Raw genomic sequence first — 13690 nt, forward strand, 5'->3', positions numbered from 1 at the left:
TAAAAGACCGTATATATGACAGCAAACCTGTCCCTGCTATCGTTGAATGACACCTTGCAATACTGGAGGAGACCATATATGAACTCTGGTTATTTATACAATTGATAGAGTTACTAAACTCAAGGATAAAAATGCAAGCATCTTCAAAAAGTTATTTACTGGCTATCGTGTGTGTACTGCTTGCCATGATGACCATTCAAACGGGTGCGTCGTTTGCAAAACAGCTTTTTCCTATTGTTGGCCCTGAAGGCACAACTGCACTTAGGCTTGGTTTTTCTGCCCTTATACTTTGTTTAGTGTTTAAACCGTGGAAACACTTACCTACACGAGGCAATCGTATTCCTATAATTGTCTATGGTTTGAGTTTAGGCGGCATGAACATTTTGTTTTATTACGCTATTGAACTTATTCCGCTAGGCATTGGTGTAGCGCTTGAATTTACAGGCCCGCTTGCTGTTGCCTTGTTTTCGTCGCGCCGTAAACGTGACTTATTTTGGGTTGCGTGTGCTATTGCAGGTATATTACTTTTACTTCCTGATATGAGCGGCCAAGACAGTCTTGATCCGTTAGGTGTAGTGCTTGCGCTTGGTGCGGGTGCATGTTGGGCAGGTTATATATTATTTGGTAAAAAAACGGGCACACAAAGCTCTGGTGGAGCCACTGTTGCATTGGGTATGACTGTTGCAGCAATTGTACTTGTACCTTACGGCGGTATTATGCAAAGTGCCGCATTTTCATGGGAAATTATTCCTCTGGGTATTGGTATTGCTATTTTATCAAGTGCATTACCTTATACTCTTGAAATGGTTGCGCTGCGTAACATGCCATCGCAAGGGTTTAGCGTAATGATGAGCTTAGAGCCCGCAATTGCTTCGCTCGCTGGGTTTATTATTTTAAGTGAGTTACTTACTTTATGGCAGTGGCTCGCTATTTTACTTGTAATTATTGCATCTGTTGGTAGCTCGTTTTCAAACGCAAAAAAACAGACTACTTAATTAACTACCAAATAATCTAAATAACCTAAATAACCTAAATAAAGTCACCACGCAACATGGTGACTTTATTGTGTTGTTCCGGTAATTTTTTAACCCACAGCCCTACTTTGCTTTTTAGTTGTAACCAAATACCCAATCAACGAAATAAGTGGCATGCCCGTAGCAACCAGTGCAATACCTGTCCAACCACCCGCTTCATATAACGGGCTGGCAATAAGCGACCCCACAGCACCACCTACAAATATACTGGTCATGTAAATAGCGTTTAAACGTGCTCGGCTTTGCGGCTCTAGTGCGTAAACTGCGCGTTGCCCAAGTACCATATTGGCTTGCACAGCAAAATCAATAAACACACCCGTTAACGCTAAAATTACTATCCCGTAAGGTAAATCAAACAAACTGGGCAAAAAGCAACCAACCGCTATAACTTTTGCAAGTAAAGATACCTGATGTGTATAGCCTTTGTCGGCCAAACGCCCAACAATAGGGGCTGCTATAGCACCTGCCGCACCGACAAGTGCAAACAGTGCTATTTCTGATTGCGATAAACCATACTCACGAGCAAGCACTATCGGCACACTCGTCCAAAACAAGCTAAATGATGCAAACATTAACGCTTGAAAAAGAGAGCGTTGGCGCAGCACTGGTTGGCTTATCATTAACTGTTTAAGCGATTTTAATAACTTAAAATACGTTGTTTTATGGGTAGGTTGCCTGCTTGGAATAGCAAAATAAATTACGCCTGCAATAAACACCATACACCCTGCTGCAAAGTAAAATACAGCGCGCCAACCAAAGTTATCGGCTATTAAGCTCGATATAGGCCTTGCAAGCAAAATACCTAACAACAGGCCTGCCATAATATTACCAAGCACCTGCCCGCGTTTTTCATCAGACGATAGGTGCGCAGCAAGTGGAATAAGCACCTGAACAGACACCGAACTTATACCTATCATCAAACATAAAATAAGCATTACATTAGGTGAGTCAGCCAGTGCTGTGCCTATTAAACTCAAAAACGACACAGCGAGCGTTATAAGCATTAAGCGTTTGTTTTCTATTAAGTCAGCTAATGGCACTAAAAAAAACAAACCTAAAGCATAACCTATCTGTGTAAGCGATACGATAAGGCTAGCACTATGCGAGCTTAATCCCACCTCTGGTGCTAGCAACTCAATGATAGGTTGAGCGTAGTAAATATTGGCAACAATAAGGCCGCAACACAAAGCAATAATAGTGACGAGTGTATTGCTAAGTGGTTGTGGTGAAACGCCTGTTTGAGTCATGTGTGTCCTACTTTACAAAAACAATAAAACCCAACCAGCAAACGCGGGTTGGGTTTTGCTTAATAGCTATAATTTACTTTATTGGCGATGGTTGCCCATGTGGGCTTGAGCGTAAATACTGTTTAGGTGCAGTCACTGTAGCACCAAGCTCTGCAGCTGCATGCCACGGCCAATGCGGGTTATATAAAATACCACGCGCAAGTGCTACGCCATCGGCTTGCTGCTCACTAATAATATCTTCAGCTTGTTGCGCCTCAGTGATTAAACCCACGGCTATTACAGGCATTTTAACAACGTTTTTTATCGCTGTTGCAAACGGTACCTGAAAATTAGGTTTTACTGGTATTTGTTGCTCTGGGCTTAAACCCGCCGTACTTACATGAATAAAGTCACAGCCGAGTTCATCAAGCGCTTTACTAAGCACTATCGATTGATCTAAATCCCAGCCGCCTTCAACCCAATCAGTTGCCGAAATACGTACACCTACCGCTTTTTCACTAGGAAATACCGCTCTTACCGCTTTAAACACCTCAAGCAATAAACGCATTCTGTTTTCTAGGCTGCCGCCGTAGTTATCATCGCGCTTGTTTGAAAGTGGCGACAAAAATTGGTGTAACAAGTAACCGTGCGCACCATGTAGCTCTATTAAATCAAGGCCGAGTTCATCAGCGCGTTTAGCCGCACTTACAAAGTCTTTAATTAATGAGTCTATGTCGTCTTGGCTCATTGCTTTTGGCACTGGGCTTTTATCGTCGTACGCAATTGCCGAAGGAGCGAGCGTTTGCCAGCCATTAACGTCATCTGGTGCAATAGCGCCAATATCTTCCCACGGCTTACCTGTAGAAGCTTTACGCCCAGCATGCGCTAACTGAATACCAATAGGCATAGGGCTGTATTGCCTTACTGCTTTTAGGCTTTTGCCCAGGGCTTGCTGGGTTTCGTTATTCCAAAGCCCTAAATCGCCGTAGCTAATACGCCCTTCTGGGTTTACTGCTGTTGCTTCTAAAATTAGCAATCCTGCACCACTTAAACTCAATTGGCCCAAATGAATAGTGTGCCAATCGCTAGCAGCGCCATTGTTTGCTGAGTACTGGCACATTGGTGCAATAATAATACGGTTATCTAACGTTACTTGCCCAAGTGATAAAGGCGAAAATAGTTGGCTCATTGTTAATCCTTAAAAACACGCACAAAAAAGTGCGGACAAAACAAAAAAGTGTATACGAAGCGGCAATCAAACACGCTCACTCAAAAGCTTACACAGCCACTTATAATTACGACTACCACTCATAATGGGGATAAAAACACACTTTAATAGTGCTAATAAAAGTATAAGTAATGACATTATGAGATATATTTTTTAATGTAATAATTTGTTTAACGAGCGCGTCATAAAGCCATCTTTAAAAAATGAATGACTATTTACCTTTAAACAAGAGTGTGATTTTTAACCTAACTGTACCTAATAGCACTAAGCTATTGCTTGTATTACCTATTAACTAAATAAAAACCCTACATACCAACCATATTTATTCTATAAAAGTGAATTAAAATTCAATTTAGATATTCCAAGCTACTTCACTCCCTGATAAACTGCTTAACTTAATTTACTAATGTAAAACATTTGAACTGGGGATCACTTTTTATGTTTAAACCAAGCTTGTTAACCTTGGCTATTTCGAGCGCTGTTTCTAGCGTATTTTTATTGCCTAATGCCGCACTTGCTCAAGAAGAAGTTGCAGCTAAAAACAAATCACTCGAAGTAATCGAAGTTACAGCAACAAGGCGCAGCGGCTCTGTGCAAAATGCACCGCTAAATATTACAGCCCTTGATGCAGATATTATGAAAGATCAAAATATCAATGAGCTTGCGGATGTAGCACGCTGGGTACCTGGTTTAACAATTACCGATCAAGGTGGTCGCTCTGGATCGCCTATTATTGTTCGTGGTTTAAATACTAATTCATCTGGTCCATCATCAGATGGCGGCACAGTATCTACTTACATTAACGAAATTCCAGTTTCGGTAGATATGCGCCTAGTAGATATTGAGCGCGTTGAAGTACTCATTGGGCCACAAGGCACCCTTTATGGTGCAGGCACATTAGGCGGTGCAATTCGCTACATGCTAAAACAGCCGGAGCTTGATTTTACATCGCTTGAAGTTTACGGCGACCTATTTCAAACAAAAGAAAGTGACTCTTTAGGTGGCGAAGGCGGCTTTATATTTAACCTTCCACTAATTGAAGACAAGCTTGCAGTTCGCGCCAGCTTAAACGTATATGAAGATCCGGGTTTTATCGATTACGGCTACGTAGTACGCGAGCCAGGCGTATCACTGCCAGATCCAGATTGGAGCGACAGCTCAGCAGTTAATAACAACCTTAAAAATGTAAAAGACGCCAACGGCGAAACCACCACTACAGGTCGTATTTCTGTACGCTTTAAACCAAATGAATCGTTTGAAGGTACGCTTAACTACTTTTACCAAAACCAAGACAGCGAAGGCCGCTCGATTGTTCATTACAACAGCCTTAATGCAAACAACGGCTTAAGCGATGTAATAGGTAAATACGAATCGGCTTATCGCTTTGAAGAGCCGCGCGAAAAAGAAGATCAATTACTAAGCCTCGAACTAAAAGCCGACCTAGGTTTTGCAGAGCTAGTATCGGCAACCGGTATTTCGAGCTTTGATGCCGACGGTCAACGCGATCAAACAGACTTACTTATTCGTCTTGATTACGGTTATGAAGAGTTTCCTTCGTTTTCAACGTTTACCCGTGAAATTGACGAAGAAGATACCTTTACTCAAGAAATTCGCTTAGTGTCGCAAGGCGACAGCGACTTTAACTGGATTGTGGGTGGCTTTTACAACAAAACAGAAACCGAAGCATCAAGCCGAGAGTTTACCCCTGGGTTTGACCAATTCGCTATCGATAACTTTGGTGGCGAGCAGCTAAGACCTGACTCATTAGAATACTTAGAGCTTACAAAAAGTACCGTCACTGAGTCTGCACTATTTGGTGAAGTTGGCTACCAAGTTACCGACAAATTAGATGTGACCATTGGTGCCCGTTTTTACAAATACGATATAGAGTCGCAAGCGGCTTTTGACTTCCCATTAGCCAATACATTGTATAGTGGCGCAGGTCCTGACGACATCACCGTTGCATACGAAAAAGACGAAGCTGACGATAACGGTAACTTATTTAAATTTAATGCTAAATACCAGTTTACTGACTCTGTAATGGGTTATGTAACCGTAAGTGAAGGCTTTAGAATTGGTGGTTCAAACGGTTTAGTGTCTTGCCCAGACCCTATTCCTGAGGATCAACAAACAGGCTGTGGTAAACCTGACGAATTATTATATGAAGCCGACACCACAACAAACTACGAGCTAGGCTTTAAAAGTACGTGGTTTAGAAGCCAACTACACTTTAACGCCGCGTTATTTAACGTAGATTGGGATGATGCACAAATTTCGGGCGCTACAGATATAGGCCAATTAACATATATTTCAAACGCAGGCAGCGCTAATGCAAAAGGGATTGAAATTTCGACTCGTGCAATTTTATCTGACTCGTTTTCAGTTTACGCTACGTACGCTTACACAAAAGCAGAACTAACATCAGACGCACCATTTTTGTTTAATGCCGATGGTACCGGTGGCGCAGAAGACGGCGACCGTTTACCTGGTTCACCTGAAAACCAATTTTCGATGGGTGTAAACTATCAAACAGATGTGTTTAACGACAAAACGCTTGATATTAACTACGGTTTAACCGCGCAAAGCGACGTGCTTTCAAGAGTAGGACTTCGTGATAACGGCGAAACACTACCTGGTTACAGCTTAAGTAATATTTCAGCTAAATTAACGGCTGATGCATGGTCAACTACGCTATATGTTGATAACCTATTCAACAAATACGCGGTTACATCCGTTCGTCGTTCAGATGCCGATATAACATCAGCTAATGGCGCCGACATACAACGTAACTACGGCCATTACATTAATCGCCCGCTTACGGTAGGTGTTAAATTTAACTACAAATTTGAAATATAATTTAAGCGACTTTTAAACAGTCTCACTTTTTAAATACTGTTTTAAGGCTCAAATTTATTTGAGCCTTTTTATTTTCTTTTACAAAATAATAATTACCAAAACCATGCAGCCAAATTTAAAGCAACTTCATCAAAGCGCAATACACTCCCTAAACCAAGGTAAAATAGAGCAAGCACACAAAGCCCTAGTGGAGTTAGTTACACTCAAACCAGACTTTGCTGATGGGTATTTTTTGTTAGCTATGGTTAATTTAACTGTTGGGCAAATACACAAAGCAATAAAGCTCATCGAAAAAGCTCTTACCCTTGGCCAAAGTATTGAATACACCGCGCAACTTGCTAAATGTTACGCACTTACTGGCGAATTACAAAAAGCAAAAAACACCGCACTATCGGTGCCATTAAAACAAATAACTAAAGCCCTTGATGCCGACACACTTGGCGTTGCACTTACTCAAGCAGGCATTCACGAACACGCACTTAACTACTTTGAGCGCGCTATTAAACTGGCTACAGCGGCTAACAAAGCTCAATCCCCGTTTTATTATAACTACGGTGTAAGCGCTAAGTTTTTAGGGCTATTTGATAAAGCCCAACACGCTTTTGAAAATGCCATAGCGCTTAACCCGCTGCATCATCAAAGTCATTTTGCATTAAGTGATTTAACTAAAGTAAGTAAGCAAAACAACCATATTGAACGCTTAAAAAACGTGTTTGAGCAAGTAACACACCCCGATGCAAAATTGCATATAGGCCATGCACTCGCAAAAGAGTATCAAGATACTGGTGAATATTCAGAGGCTTTTAACGCGTTAGAGCAAGGTAAAGTAGCAAAGCGTGCTGTGCAGCCGTTTGATCATAAAAGCTCAACTGAGTTATTTGAACATATTAAACGCTTAAGTGAACAGCACACACAAGCGCTAACACAGGGTAACCCAACGGCCGAACCTATTTTTGTATTAGGTATGCCCCGCTCTGGCACCACATTAGTTGAGCGTATTTTATCGAGCCACAGCGACGTGCAATCAGCCGGTGAATTACAAGACTTTGGCCTAAGCGTTAAAAAGCTAAGCCAAACACAAACACCTCACGTGCTCGACACTCAAACGCTCAGTAAAGCCTACGAGCTTGATTTTAATCAACTTGGGTCAACCTATTTAAACGCAACACGCGTAATAACAGGCAGCCATAAGCACTTTATAGATAAACTCCCGTTTAACTTTTTTTATATCGACTTAATAACCAAAGCACTGCCAAACGCCAAAATAATTTGTATGCTGCGCGACCCAATGGACACCTGTATTGGCAACTATCGCCAGTTATTCACCATTAATAACCCCTACTACGCGTACTCGCTCGATTTACTCGACACCGCTAAATTTTACAGCCGTTTTTACAAACTAATGCAGCACTTTAGCGCCCTGCACAGCAATATAAAATTAGTAAAATACGAAGAGTTAGTCGCACAGCCCGAGCAGCAAATAAAAGACTTAGTGAGCTTTTGTAACCTCGAATGGCAAGAACAGTGTATAGACTTTCACTTAAACACCGCACCGGTTTCTACCGCAAGCAAGGTGCAAGTACGCCAACCACTTAACAATAAAGCAATTGGCCGCTGGAAAGCGTTTAAGCCGAATACTGATGAAATTAAAGATTACTTTTTAAAGCAAAATATCAGTTTTGAGTAAAGGTTTTATAGCTTAGGAGTTAGGTGTGTGAACCAAGAATAACCCGCTTGTGCAAGTGTAGGTCGGATAAGCGAAGCGCCATCCGACACAGTAAAACACCTGGCCAATTATTATCAATATTTTATGTTGTCGAGTGAATAGAGAGTGCCAATAGCGAACCTTCAAGGCGTAAATCTGAAACTCTGTTGGGTGGCGCCTTCGGCTTAACCAACCTACCTTTTGACGTAGGTCGGATAAGTGGCGAAGCCACGTCATCCGACAAAAATGATGAATTGACTAGCAACAACACGACTTACCGCGTTTATGTTGTCGAGTGGCCAGAAAGTGCCATAAACTGAAAGTGGCAAAAGGCAAGACGCGACCCCATTATCACTGCTTGATTAAAAGTGTAAATGAGTCAAACGAACAAAGTGTTACTGCACTTATAACCTTGATAGACGTTGATTTACAACAAGGACAAACAGCGCACTCATATTATGGGACCTATATTAACGTTAATAATAGATTTTAATGCACTTTGTAACTTTTCATTTAACGGTTTCGGGTAGACTTCAATTAAAGAAACGGAGTCACATTTCTGAAAACTACAAAATGGTATAATGGCGTCTACAAAGGCAGTAATGACTGACGCTTGATCAAAGTTATGCTGCTCAAAGTTATGTTGCTCAAAGTTATGTTGCTCAAAATGTAGTGATTTAATCTCTAAATGAGATGTTTTTCTATGCACTTTACAATCCATACGACCAACAAATTCACCGCGATAAAGTAGCGGTAAGCAAAAGTAACCATACTGTCGTTTCACTGCAGGAACATAACATTCTAGTTGATAGTTATATTGAAAAAGCAACTTGAGCCGATCACGTTGAATGACACTATTATCGAATGGCGAAAGGATCAACATTCGGTTATTCAGACGGGGAAGGGGCCGTTCAATCGCCTCGGTTTCCACTAACAATATTTCACCGCTACTCATTTGCACTTGTTGTAAAATGTTTTGCACTAATCGTTCATCTACCAAGTTTTTCACTGCGTTGCGCAATTCGTTATCTCGACGTAAATAAGTCAAGCCTTTAAGTGAGGTAACCCCCAAGCAGCGGAACTGTTGATCGACAATGTGCGTGGCCAACTCATCCATACTGGGCATTTTTAAGTTTACCTCAGAAGGTAATACCCGTTCAGTTAGATCATACGTTTTTTGGAAACCTTCTCGGTTACTAACCATCAGGTCACCTTCCATATACAACTGTTCAAGTGCCTTTTTCGCAGGTTTCCAATCCCACCAACCTGCACGCTTTGTAGCATTTGACTCTAAATCTCGAGATCGCAACGGACCGTCGATACGTATGCGAGTTAATAATTCTTGCATCAGCTTGCTATCACGCTCTTTATGCCAATGAATTTGACCATTTTTAATCGCGTGTTTGTAAGGTAATGAGAAGCGAAAATCTTTAATCGGTAAAAAAGCGGCAGCGTGAGACCAGTACTCAAAAATGTCTTTATTGAGTAATAACTGATTGGTCATAGCGGGTTTGAAATTAGGTACTCTAGAGTTAAGAATATGATGATGAGCACGCTCTACCACCGAAATAGCATCAATCTGTACGTAACCAATATGGTTAATTGCATTACACGCACCAGCCAAACCACTGCCAAAAGCTTGTGTTTGTAGCAAACCTTGTGCTGACAGGGCAAGGCGGCGTAAACGCGCTAGCTCTTGAGGGTGTTTAATTTTAATCATATTTTCCTAAGAGATAATTAACGAGTATCCGTGCAACGTGTAAACCTAAACCTATTTTAAGGGGTTTGGTTTAAACCGAGCTCTTTTTGTTTTTTCTTTGTCAGGCCTAATGAAACAAGCCGATAAGACTCTTTAAGGTAATATGATAAGTCGTTATCAGTATCATCGTTGCTTTCGTAGTGTTGTATCCATTTCATTCCACGAGAAGCAAAATACGGTGCAGGCTTATAGCCAGGTATTTCACTGAGAAAATGAAAATTCAGTTCAGATGTTTTAAAAATAAAGGCTGGTTTATCACCTTCTCCCAACCCTCCTCCCAATCCGCCGATAGCAAAAACCTTTCCGCCGACTTTCCATACATGAGAGTTATGCCATTGGACCACATATGAGGTTGCTTCTAATGCGCGACAGAAATCATTAAATTCTTTATAGTTCATATTGTCGATCTTCGTTTGTATAGTCTATTGGCTATAGAGCCCATTATATGGACTTATAAATATATGAGCTCGCTTTATATTTTAGCGATAACGCGCATATAACCTACTGGCTAAAAATACGCCAATAAGCATTTCAAACCATGCGATTGGGACCAAAGTAACTGCCATTTCCCACGTTCCTAATCCTGAGTTTACAGACCCTATCCAAAAAACACCCAGCGTTGCCATGCAAGTAACAGTGGCTGATATAACGATCGATTTTACATTCTGACCAAAGCTTTGAGCGCACAACCAGTAAATAAATACCAAGGTACTCGCCAGTATCGTGTCCCATATTCCCCATATCAATGCATTACTGACAGCCATTGGTCCAACGACTAACTTTCCGGCATAGAAGGCCTCCATCATAGGAAACGCGACTAAAATAGCTCTTGCTACCTCGGCAACGTGGATCCAAATACTCGTTAGTAACATAACGACGATAAATTGCTTAAATTTTAATGTGTTATTCATAAATATCGTGTCTATTCTGATTTTTTATGGCTAATTAAAAGATAGATTCTGTAATGCATGCAACAATCTAAATTATTGAACTAAGAGTAACCAAAAATAGAATTCAAAGCATGATCAAGGACTGACTTTAATTCATCTTCAACCAGACCTACTTTTGCTTGAACAGCCAGCCCATAACTTACTGATAAAAGATAGTTAGTCAGTTTTTGAGCTGTTTGGCCTTGGGGCATATCCGTCTTCGCAATGCCAGACGCGAATAAACCTGTCAATGTTTGCTGAGTTTCTGTTCCTAATTTCTTCATATAAACAACCGCATCTTCTGGAAACGCAACACTATCTGATTCATTAACACTCTTTACAAGCAAACATCCACGGGGCGTTTCATCGCTGGTGAATAGCTCAATAAGTCCATAGAAACAAGCTTGTAACCGCGCTTTTAATGTTGCATCTGAGGGCTCTACTAGGTGTCTGTAGTTAACTTCTACATATTGTTTTTGATAATGTGCCAAAGCATCTTTGAACAATTGCTCTTTATTGACAAACGTTCCGTACAAACTCGACGTATTAATGCCAAGTTCAGAAGAAAGATTAGCAACAGAAGTACCCGAGAACCCATTGGCCCAAAATAACCGCATCGCTTTATCTAAAACGACTTCTTTATCAAACGCTCTTTTTCGTCCTGCTTTCACTCTGTGGCCCTTAAAAATAATATTAATTAACTCTATTTTGAAGCAGTCACTTCAAAATGTCAATTCGCCCTATTGACATTACAAAGTGATCGCTTCACAATTAACTCAATTCTGAAGCGATCGCTTCATAAGTATAAAATAAGTGAACTAAAAATGTTTAAAAAATTCGTACAAATTACTGCTCTATTCAACTTTCCAATCGCACTAGGCATGATTATTTCAGCGCTGATGGCACCTCAAGCAGACACGTTAATTATCACGGTGGTATTGGGCGTATCTTTTATGCTTATGGGCGCTGCGTTACTTTGGGCTACTTCAGACATTAAAACCCGTGCCCCTCTTATTGTTTGGAACGGATTGGTAAGAATGGTCGGCTTTATCATTGTTACATATGCCGCTTCATTAGGCTTGGCACCAAAGATCTTTGTCTATATTTCTGTCATGGATCTTATTACCGCCTTTGTTTACATCATTGGCAGTATGCGAGCATCCGAGCAGCCCTTTAAATCCCTATTTTTAGGCAAAACTCAGTAACTTATAAATTAATAATTTTAGCATTGATAACATTAACTTAAATAAACTACTTTTCAGGAGAAATATTATGACGATTAAAGCATTAAGAACACCAGAAGAAAGATTCTCTGTATTACCGGCCTTTCCTTACCAACCTAACTACATTGATGATTTAGCTGGTTTTGAGTCTTTACGCATGGCCTACATCGACGAGGGTGATTCCTCATCTGAAAACACTTTTTTATGTTTACACGGTGAGCCTTCATGGAGCTACTTATATAGAAAAATGCTTCCTATATTTACGGGCGCTGGTCATCGTGTTGTTGCGCCTGATTTGTTTGGCTTTGGTCGTTCAGATAAACCCGTTGATGAATCGGTTTATACCTTTGATTTTCACCGTGATAGTTTAATGCGATTAATTGAACGCCTTGATCTGAAAAATATTACGTTGGTCTGTCAAGACTGGGGCGGAATTCTAGGGTTAACAATCCCAATGGATATGCAAGATCGATTCAAAAATTTGATTGTTATGAACACGGCAATATCGGTGGGTGAAACCGCCCCTGAAGGGTTTTATCAGTGGCGAGATTTCTGCGCAAATGCCCCTGAAATACCAGTCGGTGGTTTATTTGCCTGTGACGCAGGGCCAGCCGTATCTGTGATGGATGTTATAGCTTACGATGCGCCATTTCCAGACAACAGCTATAAAGCAGGCGTAAGACGCTTTCCCGCCATGGTGCCTGTCGAGCCAACGATGGATGGTGTTGAGCACGGAAAACGCGCAAGAGAGTTTTGGTCAAAAGACTGGAACGGTCAAAGTTTCATGGCGATAGGCATGAAAGATACAGCTTTAGGCGAAGGCCCAATGGAGTACTTAAGAAGCTTTATTAAAGGCTGCCCTGAGCCCTTAAAAATTGCAGAAGCAGGACACTTTGTTCAAGAATACGGTGTTGAAATTGCAGAAAAAGCGCTTGTTCACTTAGAAATGAATAATAAATAGGCTATATCCAATGAATACAAATATAGAAAATAAAGTGATTGTTATAACGGGTGCAAGCAGTGGTTTAGGTGAAGCAACTGCGCGTTTTCTGGCTCAAAAAGGTGCTAAAGTCGTATTGGGTGCGCGTCGTAGTGAAAAACTAGCAGCTATCGTAAATGATATTCGTGCTGAGGGTGGCGAAGCTGAATATGTCACGATGGATGTCACCAAATCCGATCAGGTTAAAATGCTTGTCGACAAGGCGATTGAGACTTTTGGACGCTTAGATGTCATGGTCAATAATGCCGGCTTGATGTCAATTGCTCCGATGGCTGAGGTTAAGGTTGATGAATGGGATCGCATGGTCGACATTAATATCAAAGGGGTACTTTACGGTATCGCCGCTGCACTTCCCGTGTTTACCAAACAAAATAGTGGTCACTTTATTAATCTCGCTTCCGTTGCTGCACATAAAGTTTCACCGGGTTCGGCTGTCTATAGCGGTACAAAATTTGCGGTTAAAGCGATAACAGAAGGATTGAGAGCGGAAGTGGGTGGCAATATACGTACAACGCTATTATCACCTGGCTTAATTGATTCTGAATTAAAATTCGGTAGTTCGGATGAAGCCACCTCTCAATTTGTTCAAGATATTTATAAAGTCGCTATTCCAGCGTTATCTATTGCTAAAGCTGTCGCCTATGCGATTGAACAACCAGATGATGTCGATATTAACGAAATTATTATCAGACCAACAATTCAAGACTTCTAATCTAATGTGAGTTGATCC

12 protein-coding genes are annotated in these 13690 nt (G+C 41.0%); 6 read left to right on the top strand and 6 right to left on the bottom strand.

Annotation, left to right across the window (positions count from 1 at the left end):
• Positions 1 to 131 precede the first annotated feature (131 nt).
• Positions 132 to 995, top strand: coding sequence for a DMT family transporter (locus GQR52_RS14925; RefSeq protein WP_165728940.1), 864 nt, complete (start codon positions 132 to 134; stop codon positions 993 to 995).
• A gap of 89 nt (positions 996 to 1084) precedes the next feature.
• On the opposite strand, the gene GQR52_RS14930 is transcribed toward GQR52_RS14925, so the two are convergent.
• Both GQR52_RS14930 and GQR52_RS14935 read right to left on the bottom strand, forming a co-directional pair.
• The gene (locus GQR52_RS14930; protein WP_165728941.1) at positions 1085 to 2281 is read right to left on the bottom strand and encodes an MFS transporter; all 1197 of its coding nucleotides are present in this window, start codon (positions 2279 to 2281) and stop codon (positions 1085 to 1087) included.
• Between the two features lie 73 nt (positions 2282 to 2354).
• Positions 2355 to 3449, bottom strand: coding sequence for an NADH:flavin oxidoreductase/NADH oxidase (locus GQR52_RS14935; RefSeq protein WP_165728942.1), 1095 nt, complete (start codon positions 3447 to 3449; stop codon positions 2355 to 2357).
• A 477-nt stretch (positions 3450 to 3926) separates the two neighbouring features.
• Between GQR52_RS14935 and GQR52_RS14940 the strand changes: the two genes are divergently transcribed.
• Both GQR52_RS14940 and GQR52_RS14945 read left to right on the top strand, forming a co-directional pair.
• A complete protein-coding gene (locus GQR52_RS14940; RefSeq protein WP_165728943.1) occupies positions 3927 to 6344 on the top strand; it encodes a TonB-dependent receptor in 2418 nt (805 codons plus the stop codon).
• Between the two features lie 103 nt (positions 6345 to 6447).
• Positions 6448 to 8031, top strand: coding sequence for a sulfotransferase (locus tag GQR52_RS14945; RefSeq protein ID WP_165728944.1), 1584 nt, complete (start codon positions 6448 to 6450; stop codon positions 8029 to 8031).
• Positions 8032 to 8500: 469 nt separating this feature from the next.
• Here GQR52_RS14945 and GQR52_RS14950 read toward each other — a convergent pair whose 3' ends face one another.
• From GQR52_RS14950 to GQR52_RS14965, 4 genes are all read right to left on the bottom strand, one after another.
• Complete coding sequence (locus tag GQR52_RS14950) at positions 8501 to 9769, bottom strand: crosslink repair DNA glycosylase YcaQ family protein (protein WP_165728945.1); 1269 nt, start codon at positions 9767 to 9769, stop codon at positions 8501 to 8503.
• 56 nt (positions 9770 to 9825) lie between these two features.
• On the bottom strand, positions 9826 to 10206 hold the full coding sequence (locus GQR52_RS14955) for an MmcQ/YjbR family DNA-binding protein (protein WP_165728946.1): 381 nt from the start codon (positions 10204 to 10206) through the stop codon (positions 9826 to 9828).
• An 81-nt stretch (positions 10207 to 10287) separates the two neighbouring features.
• Entirely contained in the window at positions 10288 to 10719 is a 432-nt protein-coding gene (locus tag GQR52_RS14960; protein WP_165728947.1) for a hypothetical protein, read from the bottom strand.
• Positions 10720 to 10799: 80 nt separating this feature from the next.
• Positions 10800 to 11408 (bottom strand): TetR/AcrR family transcriptional regulator, encoded by a 609-nt coding sequence (locus tag GQR52_RS14965; RefSeq protein WP_165728948.1) that lies wholly within the window; start codon positions 11406 to 11408, stop codon positions 10800 to 10802.
• A 153-nt stretch (positions 11409 to 11561) separates the two neighbouring features.
• Between GQR52_RS14965 and GQR52_RS14970 the strand changes: the two genes are divergently transcribed.
• The 3 genes from GQR52_RS14970 (at position 11562) to GQR52_RS14980 (ending at position 13672) form a co-directional block, all read left to right on the top strand.
• Positions 11562 to 11942, top strand: coding sequence for a hypothetical protein (locus GQR52_RS14970; protein WP_165728949.1), 381 nt, complete (start codon positions 11562 to 11564; stop codon positions 11940 to 11942).
• 67 nt (positions 11943 to 12009) lie between these two features.
• Complete coding sequence (locus GQR52_RS14975) at positions 12010 to 12921, top strand: haloalkane dehalogenase (RefSeq protein ID WP_110924242.1); 912 nt, start codon at positions 12010 to 12012, stop codon at positions 12919 to 12921.
• Positions 12922 to 12931: 10 nt separating this feature from the next.
• On the top strand, positions 12932 to 13672 hold the full coding sequence (locus tag GQR52_RS14980) for an SDR family oxidoreductase (RefSeq protein ID WP_165728950.1): 741 nt from the start codon (positions 12932 to 12934) through the stop codon (positions 13670 to 13672).
• Positions 13673 to 13690 lie beyond the last annotated feature (18 nt).

Source organism: Pseudoalteromonas sp. 31A1 (genome assembly GCF_011378815.1).
Taxonomy (GTDB): Bacteria; Pseudomonadota; Gammaproteobacteria; order Enterobacterales; family Alteromonadaceae; genus Pseudoalteromonas; species Pseudoalteromonas arctica.

What these genes read in the sequence shown, in the direction of transcription:
- GQR52_RS14925 (WP_165728940.1), top strand. Translation starts at nt 132, where the DNA reads ATGCAAGCATCTTCAAAAAGTTATTTACTGGCTATCGTGTGTGTACTG.
- GQR52_RS14930 (WP_165728941.1), bottom strand. Translation starts at nt 2,281, where the DNA reads ATGACTCAAACAGGCGTTTCACCACAACCACTTAGCAATACACTCGTC.
- GQR52_RS14935 (WP_165728942.1), bottom strand. Translation starts at nt 3,449, where the DNA reads ATGAGCCAACTATTTTCGCCTTTATCACTTGGGCAAGTAACGTTAGAT.
- GQR52_RS14940 (WP_165728943.1), top strand. Translation starts at nt 3,927, where the DNA reads ATGTTTAAACCAAGCTTGTTAACCTTGGCTATTTCGAGCGCTGTTTCT.
- GQR52_RS14945 (WP_165728944.1), top strand. Translation starts at nt 6,448, where the DNA reads ATGCAGCCAAATTTAAAGCAACTTCATCAAAGCGCAATACACTCCCTA.
- GQR52_RS14950 (WP_165728945.1), bottom strand. Translation starts at nt 9,769, where the DNA reads ATGATTAAAATTAAACACCCTCAAGAGCTAGCGCGTTTACGCCGCCTT.
- GQR52_RS14955 (WP_165728946.1), bottom strand. Translation starts at nt 10,206, where the DNA reads ATGAACTATAAAGAATTTAATGATTTCTGTCGCGCATTAGAAGCAACC.
- GQR52_RS14960 (WP_165728947.1), bottom strand. Translation starts at nt 10,719, where the DNA reads ATGAATAACACATTAAAATTTAAGCAATTTATCGTCGTTATGTTACTA.
- GQR52_RS14970 (WP_165728949.1), top strand. Translation starts at nt 11,562, where the DNA reads ATGTTTAAAAAATTCGTACAAATTACTGCTCTATTCAACTTTCCAATC.
- GQR52_RS14975 (WP_110924242.1), top strand. Translation starts at nt 12,010, where the DNA reads ATGACGATTAAAGCATTAAGAACACCAGAAGAAAGATTCTCTGTATTA.
- GQR52_RS14980 (WP_165728950.1), top strand. Translation starts at nt 12,932, where the DNA reads ATGAATACAAATATAGAAAATAAAGTGATTGTTATAACGGGTGCAAGC.